This window comes from Enterobacter chengduensis (assembly GCF_001984825.2).
GTDB classification, from domain to species: domain Bacteria; phylum Pseudomonadota; class Gammaproteobacteria; order Enterobacterales; family Enterobacteriaceae; genus Enterobacter; species Enterobacter chengduensis.
In genome coordinates this window covers 5,005,713-5,023,663 of sequence record NZ_CP043318.1, presented here as the reverse complement: position 1 = coordinate 5,023,663, position 17,951 = coordinate 5,005,713, and the positions used below count along the sequence as shown (strand labels likewise).

Below are 17,951 nucleotides of genomic sequence, written 5' to 3'. Positions count from 1 at the left end.
ACGGTACATGATCCAAATACCGATAGTTATTAATACGCCAGTAAATAAACCAATTTTCATACTGAGGTACAATATCTGAACTAATGAGTCATTAAATGAGCCTGTTTTAAAGTATAAAATCATATACTTAGATGCAGTGATGATAAGTGAACATATCGTCATCGCTATAACTAAGATCAAGGCTGTGATAACCCAGCGCAGCAAGCTTATTTTCATCATTTGCTACCTTTGTTTAGCTCGTCTAAAGACTTGGGAATGCCTTGCCCGGTGCTTTCTGTTGCAAAAGAAGCTGTTGCAGCACCCGCCATTCCTGGTACAGGGGATGGTGGTAAAGGTTTGCTAATCCCCATCCCCATATCAACCCACGAATAATTTTTCCATTTAGGATTAAATACTTTGTCCAGAGCAGGTGAAACAATCTTATTACCTATTCCATAACCTACTGCAGAACCCGCAGCCCCCATCAACGGATCATCCCCTTTCAGCCAGTTTGATGTGGCACCGCCTGCCGCATTCCAGCCTACTGTTCCGTAAAAACCAGTGTTTGCTGTAAACGCACCGACATAGCTTGCAATCAATACATCAGTTGGGTTAACCGTTCCGTTAATGAGATATTGGATGCCTGCATTCGCCGTCCCACCTATCCCCGCAGTCACCTGCATTCCTACTGGCAAATAAATCAGCCCTGCTGATGCCATTGCGAATGCTACTGCATTGGCTTCGTTCTGCGCTTTCTGACATGCTGCCCCGGATGGATTATCCGCACAGCTTGCCATATCAGTTCCGTGCTGTTGTAACCACGCAACCTGTGCATCCTCACTCCCGGCCATCAGGTTGTTTTCCACAACAAACCCAGCTACTAAACTGGGGGTGTTGTCTGTCCCAGCGTAATCAATGCCGCTTCATTGTTCTGGTGTAATAATATACACCTCCAATTCCGCACACTCCGCCAGCGACACAGGCTATTTTTAGATAGTTAACTACGTCTTCTATAGAAAAATTGAAAGGTATTTTGTAAAACAGCCAAAAGAATGCATCAATAGCTGTACCTAAAATCATTAATGTCAAGGCTACGGTCATAAATGTAGCAAGAAAATAATATAGGAAAATGGCAAGAAACTTCATTTAGTCTCGCCTCCATGATTACCTTTCACTTCATCTATCTTGTCATTTATCTTATTGGAAATATATTCACCCCCTGAAGTTCCGCTCGTTGCTCCGGCAACTGAAGGCCATAAGCTTGGTTGAACAGGCTTAGATATTCCCATCCCAATGCCGTCCCAACCTAAGTTTTTCCAAACAGGATTGAAGACTTCATCCAAAGCAGGTTCAACAACTTTATTGCCTATGCCATAGGCGACTCCGCCAGTGAGACCACTAACCAACCCGCCTATCCATGGATTTTTGCCGTCAAGATAACTTGTTGTAGCTCCTCCCGCTGCATTTATGGCTATTGTTGCTTCTAGGCCTGTATTTCTAGTCAGTGCTCCCACCCAATATGCTGCCATGGCATTTTTGGGATCAACCGTTCCTGTCATTGAATAATCAACTGCACTGACTACGCCACTACTGATAACTCCAGAAACAACCATCGCCTCAGGGAGCACACCCCCTGACATCACCGTGACCATGGCAGCCACTGCCATCTGGCAAGACATCGGCGTATTTCCGCTACAGACTTCTTTAATTGCCGCCTGTTGCTCTTCCTGCCATTTCTCTGCCGTTCCCGGTTTGGCTTTATTCGCGGCAGCTAATACATTTGCAAGCGCATTATTCTCCACCACCGTCTTCCCGGACTGCGCTCCCGCAATGGCGCTTGCCGTACCATCTCCCGCCACGCCGCCCGCAATCCCTGCTGCAAGGGTTGCCAGGGCGCTGATGGTCTGCTTTTCACTTTCGCTCAGCGCAGTAACATCCTTCCCGTACATCTCCAGCGCAATACTGCCTGCCAGTTCTCCGGTGAGAGCTCCAGCTGCGCCCGCCAGCGCATCTTTCCCCTGCATCGCGGCCAGCACGGCGTTCGCCACCGCGTGGGCGGCGGCTTTTTCCATTCCGTCGTCCAGCCCGGAACGGTGGCCGATAATCTCCGCCACGTACGGTGCGGCGGCTCCGGCCAGCGCGGCGGTCATGTCGCCGCCCGCCAGCCCCTGAGCCGCAGCGGTAGCGGCCTGAATGGCGCGCTGCATGTCGCTGCCCGTGCCGTGCTCTGCCTGCGCGTCACGGTAGGCCTTCGTGTCTTTCAGCTGGTCGGCGGTCATCTCCGGATGTACCTTACGCGCTTCCTCCAGCGCGTTTATCTCGCCCTGCGTGCGGGCGATATCCGCCGCCTGGCTGCCGATTTCCCCGATAAGCTGCGCCTCCTCCATCCTGCGCTGCTCTTTTTCCTTATCGAAGATGGCGTCGATGCTGCCGTTTGCATTCGCCGTATCGCGGGAGAGGGTGGCTATATCCTGCGTCTGATGCGCCTTATCGCGAACCACCACCGTGCCGTTTTCAATGGCCGCCCGCGTCGTGCCCTCCGCGCTGCCGCTGCTGTCCGCCCCGACCAGCAGATTGCTCGCCATGTTCCCGGCGAACTGCCCCGCGATGCTGCCGCCGGTGCTGATGCCCGCGCTCTGGTGCTCCACGTCGTATTCGGCGGCGTTGTGGATATCCCGCCAGCCGAGCGTCCCGGTGTCGAGGCGGTTGTTATCCGCCGCGGCGGTGGAGGCGATAGCCGCGCCGTCGAGCTGGGTGTGGCCGCCCACCGTGATATCGAACCCGCCGGAGCCCGCGAAGATGCCGGTCTGCTCCTTCACGGAGGCATAGTCGCTGTTCATCCTGTCGCGGCTGTAGTTAACGCTGGCCGAGCCGCTCATGGTGCCGAAGGTGAAGCTGCCGCCCGCGCTGGCGTTCTTCTGGCTGCTGTCGTAGCGGTCGGTGTCCTGCTCGCTGGCGAGGGTCAGGTTGCGCCCGATGTCGGCTACGACGGTTTTCCCGCTGGCCTGCGCCCCGGTGATATTCGCGTCGCGCCCGCTGACGATGCTGAGCGTCTCGCCCGCGTTAACCGTGGTTTCGGTGCGGGTGGTGCCGTTGCCGCGCTCGGTTCCTTTGCCGCCGTTCATGCTGGCGGAGACGGAGATGCCCGCGCCGCCGGAGCCGTAGCCGATACCGACGCCCGCGCTGCTGCCGTGGCTCTCGTTTTTGCCTTCGAGCGTGGAGGTGTTCAGCGCGGATATCAGGTTCACGTCCCGGCTGGCCTGTAGCCACAGGTCGTTCTGCGCATCAAGCTGGCTGCCGTGAACCAGCAGGTCGCCGTCGGTTGCCACCACGGTGAGGTTATTCCCGGCGGTGAGGCTGCTGCCTTTTGCGGTGGCCTGCGTGCTGGTCTGCGTGGATGTTGACGACTGGCTGCCGTAGGAGAGGCTGATGCCGACGGTGTTGTCGTTGCCCTTCTGGTTGCCGGTGGCCTGGTCGAGCATGACGGACTGCGCGCCCTGTCCTAGGGTCAGTGCGCCTTTCACCGCCTGCAGCGCGGCGAGGCGGTCGTTATCGGTCTCCCTGGCCTGCTTCAGGGTGCTCACGCTGCTGTCGAGCGCACCGCCCGCCGCGCCGGAGAGCGCAAGGGTCAGGCCGGAGGATTTTTGCTCCACGGTGTGGGTCTGCGTGCCGCTCTCCGTGGCGGCGGTGATGCTGACGTTTTTCCCGACGAGCGTCATGTCCTGCCCGGCAATCAGGTCCGAGCCGTGGACGCTCAGGTCGCTGCCCGCGCTCAGCGTGACGCTGCCGTTCACGGAGCCGATGGTGCTGCCGCGATGGGTGGTGTCCTGCGCGGTGTCGGTGATCTTCAGGCTCTGGCTGCCGTAGCTGACGCCGATGCCGCCCGTGCCGGAGAAGCCGGATTTTTTCTCCTGGCGCTGATGGCTCTCTTGGCTGTGCTCTTCCGCCGTGGTCACGGTCAGGCTGTTGCCCGCCGCCAGCCGGACATCGTTATCGCCCACGATATCGCTGCCCTGTACCCGCAGGTTATTGCCCGCCTGCAGGGTGACGCTGTCGCCGCTGAACAGGGTGCCCTGGGCGGTCTCGCGGTTCACCACATCGTGCGTGGTCACGGTTTTTTTCGACAGCGCGCCGCTGCTGCCGGTGGACTGATGGTGCGACTCAAACGCGCTGCTGTCGGTGGCGGCGGTGACGGAGATGTCGTGCCCCGCGCTGACGCCGAGGCTGTTGCCCGCCTCCACGGTTGCGGCCTGCGCATGCACGTCGCGGCCGGCCATCATCAGGATATCGCCTCCGCCGGCCACCTCGCTGCCTGCCTGCTGCGTGACGGACTGCTTCAGCCAGTTATTTTTATCCCACGTCAGGTTATCGCTGGCGGAGGTGGTGACGGTGGTGAGGTTCAGATCCCGCCCGGCATTAAGCACCGTCTGGCTGTCGCTGCCGCGGTTAACGACCTGCGCGCCGGTCAGGGTGAGATCGCGCCCGGCGTTCAGCACCAGCTTACCGTCATCGCCCTGGACGTAGATCCCCGCCACGCGCTCCACGGTGGTGCGCTCAAAGCTGTTTTTCCCGCTGCTGCGCTGTGCGCTGCGGGTGGTGGTGATGAGGCTGATGTCGCGCCCGGCGGTGGCCAGTACGGCATGTTTGCCTGAAATCGTGCCGCCGGTGTTGCTGATGTCCGTGCGGGCGAACAGGCTGACGTCAGCCCCCCGTATCGTTCCGGCTTTGTTGTTGATGTTGTCAGCGCTGAGCTGCACCGCGTCACGGCCGTGCAGGGTGCCGCTGTTGACCAGGTCGCGGTTCAGGTTCATCACCACGTTCTGGCCACCCATCAGCGCGCCGGAGCCGTCGATGTCGCCAGGCTGTACGCGAACATACACCTGCGGGACCATCACCGTCTGCCAGCTGCCGTCGGCAAGCTGAACGCGGGTGTTGACCAGCCAGACCATGTCCTCCGTCAGCAGGCTCATCTGTTCGGCGGTGAGCGCCACGCCCGGGACAAGCTGATGCGCCTGTCCGAAAGCAATGCCCGCATCCATCAGCGCCCTGAACTGGGTCTCATCGTCGCGGTAGTCGCCCAGGTAGCGGCCGCCGGTGAGGGCGACGATCTGCTCGCGCACCAGACGCTGTTCGTAATAGCCGTCGCCAAGACGCTTGTGCACGTTATCCGGATCCGTCGTGAACGCATTCTGCATATAATCACTGCCGAGCCACGTCTTGTTGTTGGTGAAGCGTGGATCGGTTTCGATCAGGTAATGCGCGTCCGGATCCGGCAGGGTGTTAAACAGGCTGCTGTCCGGCAGACGGATGTTCGGCCCGACGGCACGCACCACCACGTCCTGCGCATCGCTGGCGGGCGTTTCAATCCATTTGCCCGGCGCATTGCCGGAGGGCAGGGCAGGAGAATTTGGTGAGGTGGTGTCCACACCTACCGCCAGGCTACCCGTCCCGCTGAGCGTGGCATCCGTTTTGTGGGCGGTGGCGGGCGAAAGGGTCATGCCGCTGCCATCGGCCTGGCTGTTGCCTTCCATTTTGCCCGGCGACAGGGTGATCGACTGGATCACCACCGGCGGGGCGTAGTCCGAGGTGCTTTTTCCCTGAGAGTCGCCGCCCTTTCTGGATTTACGGCTGTAGTGCGTGACCGAGCCTGCATCGGCGATCCACCGGCTGCCTTCCGGCATCACGTTGTCCACCGAATCGGCGAAGATCCCGAGCGTTCCCCCCGCCACAATCTGGCTTTTGTCGTTCAGTACCTGATTTGCCGTAATCAGCATATTGCCGCCGGAGAGGATTTTGCCCGGGTCGCTTTCGGCAATCACCTCTTCTTCAATGGTGCGGGTGTAGCTGTACTCGTAAAAGTTGTCGTTGTTGGCTCCGGTATCGTCCGGAGTGTTGAGGTTTAACAGGTGGTCGGCCGAGTTGCGGTCGACGAACACGCCGTCAGCATTGGCATCCCAGCGGGTGGGCGATCCCTTTTGCTGGTACTCGTGGATCTGCTCCGTGGAGATGAGCGCCACTTCGGTGCTGAAATGGTCGTTGATGTTATTGAGCTGGCCGACGGAGAGCGCCATGTCGCCAGCGGATTCAATGGTCGCGCTGTGGTTGTTGAGGGTTTGCGCCTGCCCGATGGCGAAGCCGTCGCCGTCCACGCGCCCGCCGATGGCCATCGCTCCGTCGCTGTAGATCAGCGCGTGGTCGCGGTTGTTGATTGTCCGCGCGCCGATGTCCACGCGCTGGCGTCCGGCGAGGGTTGCCGCCGTTCCGTCCTGGGCGAGGTTATTGAGCGTTGTCGCCTGAATCGACAGGTGATCGCCGTAGATGCGGCCGGTGCCCGCGTTCGTCAGGGTTTCGGCACGCAGCCACGTCTGGCTGCCGTCGATAAGACCGTCATTACTGAGGCTCGAGGAGAGGGTCAGCCAGGTCGCTCCGGCGGCAATCTCGCCGGACGCGGCGTTGAGCAGGCTGGCGGCGCTGAGATCCAGTTTTGCGCCCGCCAGCAGGTTGCCGCTGTTGGTCACGCTGCCTGGCGTGGTGAAGGTCATGCTGCCGTTGGCAATCACATCACCCGCGTTGTTAAAGCTCTGCTGCGTGTGAATCGTCATATCGCCGAGCGACAGAACCTGACCGTCTCCGGTAAGCGCGTCGGCGTCAAGCGTGACGTTTTCCCCACCAATAACGATACCGTCAGCGTTGAGGAGCCGCAAAGCCGCGCCGCTCAGCGACAGCGCGCCCGCAGCGGACAGCTCACCCTGCGCGTTATCCAGGGTTTCGGCATTGGCGATCGATAACGTATCGCCTGCCCGCGTCGTTCCCTGAGCGTTATCGAACTGCTGGCTGTTGATGTTCACATCCAGCCCTTCAATGCCCTTGTCGTCGGCCTGCGTGTTGCGGTTGATCAGCGAAGCCGCGTTGAGCGTAACCGTTGCGCCGCTGCGTATCAGGCCCAGCGTGTTGTCGATCGCACCCGTTACGGCGTTCACCGCCAGTTCACCGAGAGACTGGATCTGCCCGTCCTGGTTATCAAGACGATTGAGGTTGAGGCTCATCTCCTGCTCACCCACCAGACGCCCGCCGGAACGGTTATCCAGCGAGGTTGCCCGCAGCGTGAAATCTCCTTTTGCGCCCAAAGTGCCGTTCTGGTTGTGCAGCGCGGCGGTGGCGAGCTGCATGTCCGCCAGGCTGTAAATCGTCCCCTCGCGGTTATCCAGCTGGAAGCCGTGGGTATCAAGGGCAAGCCCGCCTCCCTGAATAACCCCCTGACGGTTGTCGGTATCGCTGCGCGTGGCAAGCGTCAGCGTATCCAGGGCATACAGCGTCCCGGCGATGTTGCTCAAGCGCGCGGCGTCCAGCGTCGCCCGTTTTTCGGCGAGCAGTACGCCCGCATCATTTTGCAGATCGGTCGTGGTTAGGGTCAGGTTTCCCTGGCTAACGATGCCGCCCGTGTCCCCGCTGTTGCGGTTGCTGATACCTTCAGCGGCCAGCGTGAGATCCCCTCCGCTCTGGAGCAGCCCGCTGCTGTCGTTGTCCAGACGCTGTGCCGTGACGGCAAGCGTGCCCTGGGCGGCAATCATCCCTTTCTGGTTGGCGATCCGGGAGGCGTCTATCCGCACGTCTTCATCGGATACCAGCGTACCTTGCGTATTCTCCAGCGACCCGGCACGAAGATTCAGCGCGCCTGCGGCGCTCAGGGTACCGCTGCGGTTGTCCACGTCCGTGGCCGTTACGACGGCTTCTTTCGCGCTGGCCAGCATGCCGAGCTGGTTGCTGATGCTGCCGGCGTTAACGTTCAGGGTGCCAGCGCTGACGATGCCGCCGGTTGTCAGGGTATTGTCGTTTGACAGGCGGTTCCCGTGGGTGTCAACGATCGTGTCCGCCCCGGACTGAATTAATCCTTCGTCGTTATTCAACCCGGCGCTGTCGAGCGTCAGGGTATCGCGGGCAACAATTGTCCCGCCGACGTTAGTCAGCGCGTTGCGGCTGGTCAGCCCGACGCGGCCGTATTCCGCGCTGATAAAGCCGCTGCTGTTGTCCAGAGTGCTGGCGCTCACGCTGATGCTGCCTGCCGCAGCCAGTTCGCCCTCGCGGTTGTCCGTCAGGCCAGCCGTGTTGATCGTCAGGGCGCTGTCGGCATCGGCGGCAACGATCTGGCCATTGCGGTTATCCAGCGACGCGGCGTTGACGTTGACCGTGGCGTTGGCGGCAATGACGCCTTCACGGTTATCGATGCCGTCCTGATGGTTCAACGTCAGCCCCCGCGTGCCGCTCTGGCTTATCTGGCCTTTCTGGTTGTTCAGGCGTTTTGCCGCGAGCGTGAGCCGGTCGGCGGCGAGCAGGCCGCTGCTGTTATCCAGCGTGCCGCCTGTCGTGACGCTGAGGGCGTCATTCGCGATGACTTGCGCACCGGCGGTGCTGAGGTTGCCTTCTCCGGCGTGAAGGGTTATGGCGCTGGCCTGCGTCACGCTGCCTGATGCATCCAGCCCCTGACCCGTGGCCCTGATGTTGCCACCCGCCACATTCAGGCCATGCATCTCAAGTTTACCGCTGGCGGTAAGCGTCAGATCGCCGTCGCGTCCCGTGGTGCCATCGGGCTGCACGCCTGCGGCCAGCGTGCCGGTGCTGGCGATCGTTTTGCCCGTCAGGCTGACGTTGCGCCGTGCTGCTAGGGATCCGCTGTTGTGCACGGCGTCGGTGCCAGAAAGGGCCACGTCAGCGGAAGACCAGATTGCGCCGCTGTTTTCAATACGCCCGTCGGCGGAGAGGGTGACCGTCCCGGCTTCCGCGCCGATATTGCCCGCGTTGCGCACGCCGACGCCTTTTTCCGTCCCGATCAGACGGATTTTTCCGGCGTACATGCCGCCGACCTGGGAAACGTCCAGCGCCATGACGGGTTTTGCCGCACCGTTATCCGCGAGGGCGGTCACCTTTTCATGCGCCGCATCCACCGCGTTGCGCCCGGTAGTGACGCGTAAATCCTGCGCGTGAATCGCCGCATTCACCTGAACCGCACGGGCGATGATATCGGTATGCGCCTGCCCGGAGGCGTCCAGCCCGTTGCCGTTCACGGTAATCTCACCGCGATCCACCTGATAGCCGGTTATCCGGCCATCCTGCATCTGCGCGGTGCCGGTCGTCAGCGTGGCGCGCCCGGCGTTGATAAAGCCGCAGCCGTCGCAGGTGATGCCCGACGGGCTGGCAATGACCACGTCGGCCTTCTGTCCGGCCACCTCAATGTAGCCGTTAAGCTGGCTCGGGTTGCGCGCGTTCACCTCGTTGAGGATGACCTTCGCCTCGCCTTTCGCCAGCCACGGGTTGGCGGCAACCATCCCGCCGAGTTCGGTTGAGGTATTTTTATGGGAGTTGTTGAGGATGGCCCCGCCCCGGCCCACGTCGAACTGGCTGTAGGTGTTGCGGGACACGCCGCCTGCCGACGGGGTCTGAATATTCACCTGCGCCGTGCCGTTAGCGGTGCTGATGACGGTGGGCTGCTGCTTACCGGGCGCGGAGGCGTCCGCCACAATCCCGGCGGCCTGCACCGTGACCGCGCCAGAAGCCAGCCACAGCGCAAGGCTGAGCGCCCCGATGCGGCAGACAAGGCGCTGAAGCGCGTGCCCGATCCCGGAGGAAGGCGACCCGCCGGAACAGCCGCGCGCCAGTTCGGAGACGACCATCAGCATGCCGCGGGCCTTATTAAAGACGATACGGTACAGACGTTTATTCATGGTGAAATCCTTTTTATTTTTATCCGTGCAGCGGGTGCGCGTGTTTCCAGTTCAGCAGCGCTTCGCGCGTGACCTGCCTGCCATAAAACGTTTTGATACGACGGCCTTTCTCATTGCCGCGATGCCAGAGAAAGCGCGCGACGTGGTGCGGAAAAATCTCCGCGCGTACCAGGCGAAACAGGGCTTCCGCGTGCCCAAATGGCGCGATAAAGTCGCGAAACCACATCCGATCGCCGCTACACCAGTCTTCTTCCGGCAGGAGAACCGTCTCCTGGGTGAGATAGCGGCGTTCGGCGGCTTCGCTCATCCATGCCCAGCTCAGAAAAAAGATCGGGCGTCCTTTCTCCTCTACCAGCACGTACTGCTGGCGTTTAATGATGGGCAGGAGCACCACGGGCAGGACGTGCAGCGGCGCGTCACGGTGGTTAAGGGAATGCATCCAAAGCCAGACCGACGCGCCCAGCACTTCGGCTTCACTCAGCGCGACGTTCTGGAGCAGCGGACAATGAACCGTCAAATCGCCATAGCGCATACTCAGAAATCCATGTTGAGGTTGAAGCCGAAGGTTGCCGGGCTGGTTTTAAAGCCGTCCGGGCGGGAGAACGGCACGCCCGCGAAGGCGTCGTAACCCACTTTCCAGAGCGCACCGCGCAGGCCCGCCGCGCCACCGGCCAGGTGGTTACCCGTCAGGTACTCCGTGCCGTTGCCCGCGACCTCGCCGTAGTCGGCAGCCAGATAGAACTCGGTACCGGCAAGCGGGGTCTGCCAGGAGAGATCGTTTCGAACCAGCCAGCCGCGATCGGCGTTTAGCGTGCGTTCGCCGTCAAAGCCGCGCACCGTCCAGCGCCCGCCGATGGCGAACTGATCCTGTGACGTGAGCGGGGTGTTGCTGGTCTGACGCTGCCATGCCACGTCGTAACGAAAGCGCTGTGCGCTGAGTGCAAACGGCAGGCTCAGGCGTGCGTTGGTGCGAAGAATTCGGCCCAGCGCCGTGGCTTCATCGAACGTCTCTTCGGGGGCTGGCTGGGCGCCAAACCATCGCGTGCCGCGCTGGTAGCTGATGCCAGCATCAAGCGTGGCGGGGCCGATATAGTGGCGATGCTGAAGCCCGGCCTTCCAGGAGGAGACGTGGCGGCGCTGAACTTCCACTTCCGTGTCGTTGATGTAGTTTTTCGTTGTCCGGCTCTCCACGTCCCAGGTGAACGTGGTTTTTTGTGCGCTGCTGCGATGCAGAACCCGACTGGCCTGCGCCACCAGACTCTGGCTTTTGCCGCTGTAACGAATGTCGCCGTTTAGCCCCGCCACGGTCTGGTGGTAGTGGTAATCGCTGCCGGTAACGGAAAAGGCCCACCAGCCCACGGGAACTGACCAGTGGGCGCTGAGGTTTTGGTTGCCTTTTTCCGGCCCGGTTTGCAGGTCATGGTTAATGGAAAACCAGAAGAGATCGCTCAGCGCCAGCGGGTTATCCAGCGACAGCGTTAGCACCCCCTGATAGCGGCCCGTTGACGACGAGCCAGAATCATCAAGCGACAGGCCAAGCCGCCAGAATTTGCTCTGCTGGCGGGTAATCACGATATCGCTCTCACCCGGCTGTTCAGCCGGAACGATATCCATCTCAACCTGGACGGTGGGCAGGCGCTGGAGGTTCTCCAGACCCTGCTCGATATCCCGCAGGTCCAGCAGGTTACCGTCATGTGCCGGAAAGGCGCTGTAAAGCCATAACCCGCGGCTGCTGTTATCGGTCAACGTGACGTGGCGGATTTTCCCTGGGATAACGGCCAGCGCTAAATGGCCGCTTTTTAAATCCTGAGCGGGAGCCAGCACGCGGGCGGTGGTCCAGCCGTGGGCGATCAGCCGGTTTTGCAGCAGGCTCATGATGCGGTTGATACCCTTAGCGCCCAGGCATTTGCCCACGGCCTGATTCGCCATGCGCTGCAGCGGCACCCAGTGCGGGAGGGCGTCCTGTCCAGTCAGCGTGACGTCGTGGATTGTAAAGCAGGGCGTTTCGGCGGCAAATTCGCCGCTTTCGTTACTGGCTGCCGGAGATTGCAGCCGGACGTCAGGCGCCTGGGGCGTCAGTTGGGTTTCCAGCGCCTGCTGACGCTGCTGTTGCAGGATAAACGGCTCATCACCCGGCGCGGCAAGGGCACCCGATGAAAGGCTGAGAACAGCACAGACAAAAAAGCCGGTGCGCTTCGTTGCTACCGGTAGAAATTCCCTTTCCAACATTTTCCCTTGCAAAATGTAATGTTTTCTTGCAGGGGATCGTGACCAAGTCACCGCGAGTTTTCTACGCGTGGCGGCTAAATAAAATCTGAAAGTGGGGTGAAGTGCGGAAGCGGACTAAAGCAGATATGACTGGCCGGGCAGGCTTGCGCCGCCCGGCACGGTTACGGGAGATTACTCCCCTTCACCCGGGAACAGGAACGGGTTGATCGAGCTGCGGGCAAAGCCCTCCTGCTCCATTTTGGCATCCAGAATCAGCGAGGCGAGATCGTCGGCCACCGCTTCAACTTTGGGGTCTTTTTCCTGATACAGAATCTTCAGGTAGGTCCCACAGTCGCCGCAGCTTTCGGCTTTCACTGCCGCTTCTTCATTTTCCAGCGACCAGTAGTTGAGATCGCGGGTCTGCTCGCAGTTGCTGCACTTGATGCGCACCACGTGCCACTCGGTTTCACACAGGTTGCAGTGCAGGTAGCGCAGCCCCTGCGTGGTGCCGATTTGCACCATGCTTGAGACCGGCATGGAGCCGCAGACCGGGCAGAACTGGCGCGCCTCGCCGTACTCGGCGCGGGCTTTGCCGGGGATCAGGCTGGCCATCTGCGCCCAGTAGAGCGACAGTGCCGCCCAGATAAACGGCGCCTTATCGCTGCTGACCAGCGAGAAGTCGGAGGCAAACAGCGCGCTCGCCATCTCTTCCAGCTCCAGGTCAGAGGCTTTTTCCAGATTTTCGATCACCGCCAGCGCGGTACCGCTCATCTCCGGCTTCAGCTCGGCAATCAGCGAATGCAGCAGCTTTTGCCAGTGCTTGTCGCGCGGCAGGACGTGAATGTCCAGCGGCGGCTTGCCCTGCGCGTTGGCTTCTTTGATGCGCGCGGTCAGATCCATTTGCAGCGGGTGGTCGTACAGCACCACTTCCTGCGCGTGGGCAACCAGCGCGGCAAAACGCAGAAAATCGCCCAGCGGGTTATTCTCTGCCAGCTCGCGCAGACGCTCTGCGCGGCGGTTGTAGAGGTTCTTGAGTCTGGGGAATAACAACGGCGGAATATAATCCGCCGTGCGTTTCTCGCTCGACCCCAGCTCATCTTGCGGGATTATGCGAATACTCATTCAGTTTTCTTTTCCGTTGTCTTTCGGACTTCACGGTACCAGCGCGGGTGATGTTTCTTCGCCCACGTGCTGGTGACCCATCCTTCCACCATCGCGGTAATGGTGCCTTTCACCCAAAGGGCGGCGTAAATATGCACCATGATAACCACAATTAACACCACTGCGGCAAATGAATGCAGCATCAGCGCGAATCGGATCACCGGGATTGAGAAAGCAGGCGCAAAGTACGGACGCCAGATGATCACGCCGCTCACCAGCAACAGGACCAGGAAGATAATCGCCGCCCAGAATACGCATTTCTGGCCGAAGTTATAACGCCCGGTGTCACCCACTTCCTCGTTGACGACGATCTTACGAATATTCTTCGCCCAAAAGATATCATCCCGATTGATTAGGTTATGGTGCCAGTAGCGGAAAAACATGATGATGAACGACGCGAACATGATGACGCCCACAAACGGGTGCAGGATACGCGCCAGCTGTGGTGTCCCCATGATCTGCATCAGCCAGTTGAAGGACGGGAAGAAGAACCCCAGCCCGCTTATCGCCGCCAGCATGAAGCAGAAGGCGGTGACCCAGTGGTTGATGCGTTCCGGCGCGGTGTAGCGCACGATGGTGTCACGTTTTCTCATTTGCGCACCTCGTCTTTCTCTTCATGCAGGTTGTCGTCTTCCTCTTCCGCGCGGTTCGGACCGACGCCGACGTAGTGGAAGATGCTCGCTGCAAAGGTCGCAGCAAAGCCCACCGCGGCCAGCGGTTTCCAGATGCCTTTCCAGAACTTCACGGTGGCGCTGATTTCCGGGTTCTCCGGCAGGCCGTGATACAGGTTCGGCTTGTCGGCGTGGTGCAGCACGTACATCACGTGCGTACCGCCCACCCCGGCCGGATCGTACAGGCCCGCGTTGTCGTAACCACGGGTTTTCAACTCGCCCACGCGCTCTGCCGCCAGCGTTTTCATATCCTCTTTGGAACCAAAGTGGATAGCGCCGGTTGGGCAGGTCTTCACGCATGCAGGCTCCTGGCCGACGGTAACGCGGTCCACGCACAGGGTGCATTTGTAGACGCGGTTGTCTTCCGGGTTCAGGCGCGGTACGTCGAACGGACAGCCCGCGATGCAGTAGCCGCAGCCGATGCACTGCTCGGACTGGAAGTCGACGATGCCGTTGGCATACTGAATGATAGCCCCTTCTGACGGACATGCCTTCAGGCAGCCCGGATCCGCGCAGTGCATACAGCCATCTTTGCGGATAAGCCATTCCAGCTTGTCGTTCTGCTCCACTTCAGAGAAACGCATCACCGTCCAGGACTTGGCGGTCAGGTCCGCCGGGTTGTCGTACACCCCGACGTTGTGACCCACTTCGTCACGCAGATCGTTCCACTCCGAGCAGGCCACCTGACAGGCTTTACAGCCGATGCAGGTGGTCACGTCGATAAGCTTCGCCACTTCCTGCTGGTGGTCCCGCGCCTGAGGCGCGGGCGTGAAACCGTTAGTCGCGGAACGACGGATAATGTCTTGAGATTGATAAGCCATAGGTCGTCTCCGTTACACCTTTTCCACGTTCACGAGGAAGGCCTTAAACTCCGGCGTCTGCGTGTTCGCATCGCCGACGAACGGCGTCAGGGTGTTCGCAATGAACCCTTTCTTCGCCACGCCCTCATAACCCCAGTGAATTGGGATGCCGATGGTATCCACCTGCTGACCGTGAACGTTCAGCGTGCGAATACGCTTGGTCACCACCGCCTTGGCCTTAATGTAGCCGCGGTTAGAGGAGACCTTCACGGTATCGCCATGGGCGATGCCGAGCTTGTTCGCCAGCTTCTCGCCGATCTCCACAAACTGTTCCGGCTGCGCGATGGCGTTAAGCAGCGCGTGCTTGGTCCAGTAGTGGAAGTGCTCGGTCAGACGGTAGGTGGTGCCCACGTACGGGAACTTGTCCTTTTTACCCAGCGCTTCAAAGTCGCCCTTGAAGATACGGGCTGCCGGGTTAGAGACCACGTTCGGGTGCAGCGGGTTAGTGCCCAGCGGCGTCTCAAACGGCTCGTAGTGTTCCGGGAACGGCCCTTCTGCCATCTTATCAATGGCAAACAGGCGTCCCATCCCTTCAGGCTGCATGATAAACGGCCCGACGTCGCTGCCCGGTGCGGCAGTGCTGTAGTCCGGAATATCCACGCCGCCCCATTTCGCGCCGTCCCACTTCAGCAGCTGACGCTTCGGATCCCACGGGTTGCCCTGCGGGTCAGCGGAGGCACGGTTATAGAGAATGCGGCGGTTGAGCGGCCACGCCCACGCCCAGCCCAGCGTATTGCCGAGGCCCGACGGATCGGCGTTGTCGCGGTTGGCCATCTGGTTGCCTTTCGGCGTCCAGCTACCGGCAAAGATCCAGCAGCCGCTTGACGTAGTACCGTCATCGCGCAGATGGGCGAAGGTGCTGAGCTGATCGCCTTTCTTCGCCAGCACGGTGCCGGTGGCCGGGTCGATAACGTCCGCCAGCGCCTTACCGTTGCTCTCCATCGCCACTTCTTCCGGCGCAGGGTTTTCCGGCGTCGAGTAGTTCCAGGTCATGTTCAGCACCGGTTCCGGGTTCGCGCCGCCTTCAGCCGCGTACATCTTACGCAGGCGCAAGAAGATACCGGCCAGGATCTCGCCGTCGTTCATGGCGATGCCCGGGGCGTCCGCGCCTTTCCAGTGCCACTGCAGCCAGCGTCCGGAGTTGACGATAGACCCGTTCTCTTCCGCGAAGCAGGTGGACGGCAGACGGAACACTTCGGTCTGAATCTTCGACGGATCGACGTCGTTCGATTCGCCGTGGTTCTGCCAGAAGGTTGAGGTCTCGGTATTGAGCGGGTCAATCGTCACCAGGAACTTCAGCTTCGACAGAGACTCAACAACCTTGTTCTTGTTCGGGAACGAGGCCACCGGGTTAAAGCCCTGGCACAGATAGCCGTTCACTTTGCCCTGGTGCATCATCTCGAAATACTGCAGAACGTCGTAGCCTTTGTCCCACTTCGGCAGCCAGTCAAAGCCCCAGCTGTTTTCCGCCGTCGCTTTGTCGCCGAAGAAGGCTTTCATCATCGAGACGAAGAACTTCGGATAGTTGCCCCAGTAGTTCACCTGGCCTTCCAGCAGCGGTTTAGGCGTGCTGGCCGTGAGGTAGGTTTGCAGGTCGGTCTGCTTCTCGCTTGGCAGGGTCATATAGCCCGGCAGGCTTTGCGACAGCAGGCCGAGGTCGGTCAGGCCCTGAATGTTGGAGTGACCGCGCAGGGCGTTCACGCCGCCGCCTGCCATGCCCATGTTCCCGAGCAGGAGCTGAACCATCGCCATGGTACGGATGTTCTGCGCGCCGATGGAGTGTTGCGTCCAGCCGAGGGCGTACAGGAACGACGCGGTTTTATCCTTCGCGCTGGTTTCGGCGATCAGCTCGCACACCTTCAGGAAGTCCGCCTTCGGCGTACCGCAGATGTTTTCGACTACCTCCGGCGTGTAGCGGGAAACGTGCTCTTTCAGCAGGTTCCACACGCAGCGCGGGTGTTGCAGGGTGGTGTCGCGCTTCGCAAAACCTTTCTCATCCAGCTCGTAGTTCCAGCTGGTTTTGTCGTATTTGCGTTTTTCGGCGTCGTAACCGCTGAACAGGCCATCTTCGAAGTGGTAATCCTCACGCACGATCAGGCTGGCGTTGGTATAGGCTTCGGTGTATTCGCGGTTATATTTTTCGTTGGTCATCAGGTAAAGCAATACGCCTGACAGGAAAGTGATGTCAGTACCTGAACGAATAGGGGTGTAGAAATCCGCCACTGACGCCGTACGCGTGAAGCGGGGATCGATCACAATCAGTTTCGCACCGTTGTGGATTTTGGCTTCCATCGCCCAGCGGAACCCGACAGGGTGCGCTTCAGCGGCGTTACCGCCCATCACCACAATAAGGTTGGCGTTTTTGATGTCGACCCAGTGGTTGGTCATCGCACCGCGACCAAATGTTGGAGCAAGACTTGCTACCGTTGGTCCGTGTCAGACACGCGCCTGGTTGTCGACCGCGAGCATACCGAGCGCGCGCGTAAATTTCTGGGTTAAATAGCCGGTTTCGTTGCTGGAGGCAGAAGCACACAGCATCCCGGTGGAGAGCCAGCGGTTGACCGTCACGCCGTCGGCGTTCTTCTCAACAAAGTTGGCATCGCGATCTTCTTTGATGTGTTTTGCGATGCGGTCGAACGCCTCTTCCCAGCTGATTTGCTGCCATTTGTCGGAGCCAGGCGCGCGATATTCCGGGAATTTGAGGCGGCTTTCGGAGTGGATAAAGTCCACCAGACCGGCCCCTTTCGGGCACAGCGCGCCGCGGTTGACCGGGTGATCCGGGTCGCCTTCGATATGGAAAATAGACGCTTTGGCGTTTTTAGCACCGTCGCCGAGGCTATACATCAACAGCCCGCAACCGACAGAGCAGTACGTACAGGTATTACGGGTTTCACGGGTGCGCAGCAGTTTATACTGCCGCGTTTCCGCCAGCGCTACGCTGGGGGCAAAGCCCAGCGCCGCTGCCGTGGTGCCTGCCATACCGCCAGCGCAGATCTTAAAGAACTGCCTTCTGCTGACCTGCATGGGTCACTCCTTGTTTCGACATTGCTTACATATGTAGTTTTGACTTCGCGGTTGAGAATTGACCGCAAAGGAAAAAATTTGCGTTAATCCCTCATTTCTCCGAGGGATATCATCAGAATACCACAATGTCGGTACACCTGTTCTAATGGCGTTAATACAAAGTGAACGTATTATCACCATGCTGATTATAAAGTGTGATACGGATCACGATATTGCTCCTGCATGTTAAAGCCGTGTAGCGCTGGCCGGGTTGCACCCCTTCTGAATGAGTAGGAGAATGATTGTCGAAAAGTTGATCCATACTATGCGTAAGGCCTGTCGTTTATGCT

General features: G+C 59.9%; 9 protein-coding genes. All 9 read right to left on the bottom strand.

All coding sequences use genetic code 11. The features are described 5' to 3' along the window. Positions 1-215 precede the first annotated feature (215 nt). The 9 genes from FY206_RS24235 to fdnG all read right to left on the bottom strand — a co-directional run bounded on the left by FY206_RS24235 (position 216) and on the right by fdnG (position 17,622). Positions 216-845, bottom strand: coding sequence for a hypothetical protein (locus FY206_RS24235; RefSeq protein ID WP_032644319.1), 630 nt, complete (start codon positions 843-845; stop codon positions 216-218). Positions 846-891: 46 nt separating this feature from the next. Then, positions 892-1,125 carry a hypothetical protein gene (locus FY206_RS24230; RefSeq protein ID WP_032644320.1) on the bottom strand — a complete coding sequence of 78 codons (234 nt, stop codon included), beginning with the start codon at positions 1,123-1,125 and terminating at the stop codon, positions 892-894. Then, positions 1,122-9,698 (bottom strand): hemagglutinin repeat-containing protein, encoded by an 8,577-nt coding sequence (locus FY206_RS24225; protein WP_077064424.1) that lies wholly within the window; start codon positions 9,696-9,698, stop codon positions 1,122-1,124. Before FY206_RS24225 ends, FY206_RS24230 begins: the two co-directional genes overlap by 4 nt. A gap of 19 nt (positions 9,699-9,717) precedes the next feature. Next, complete coding sequence (locus FY206_RS24220; protein WP_032644322.1) at positions 9,718-10,230, bottom strand: toxin-activating lysine-acyltransferase; 513 nt, start codon at positions 10,228-10,230, stop codon at positions 9,718-9,720. A 2-nt stretch (positions 10,231-10,232) separates the two neighbouring features. Next, on the bottom strand, positions 10,233-11,927 hold the full coding sequence (locus FY206_RS24215) for a ShlB/FhaC/HecB family hemolysin secretion/activation protein (protein ID WP_032644323.1): 1,695 nt from the start codon (positions 11,925-11,927) through the stop codon (positions 10,233-10,235). Positions 11,928-12,098: 171 nt separating this feature from the next. Then, entirely contained in the window at positions 12,099-13,028 is a 930-nt protein-coding gene (gene fdhE, locus FY206_RS24210) for a formate dehydrogenase accessory protein FdhE (protein WP_010436850.1), read from the bottom strand. Then, a complete protein-coding gene (fdoI, locus tag FY206_RS24205) occupies positions 13,025-13,660 on the bottom strand; it encodes a formate dehydrogenase cytochrome b556 subunit (protein ID WP_077064423.1) in 636 nt (211 codons plus the stop codon). Before fdoI ends, fdhE begins: the two co-directional genes overlap by 4 nt. Continuing rightward, a complete protein-coding gene (gene fdxH, locus FY206_RS24200) occupies positions 13,657-14,559 on the bottom strand; it encodes a formate dehydrogenase subunit beta (RefSeq protein ID WP_008501831.1) in 903 nt (300 codons plus the stop codon). The genes fdoI and fdxH overlap by 4 nt, the downstream gene beginning before the upstream one ends. Positions 14,560-14,571: 12 nt before the next feature. Continuing rightward, positions 14,572-17,622 carry a formate dehydrogenase-N subunit alpha gene (gene fdnG / locus FY206_RS24195; RefSeq protein WP_086379740.1) on the bottom strand — a complete coding sequence of 1,017 codons (3,051 nt, stop codon included), beginning with the start codon at positions 17,620-17,622 and terminating at the stop codon, positions 14,572-14,574. Positions 17,623-17,951 lie beyond the last annotated feature (329 nt).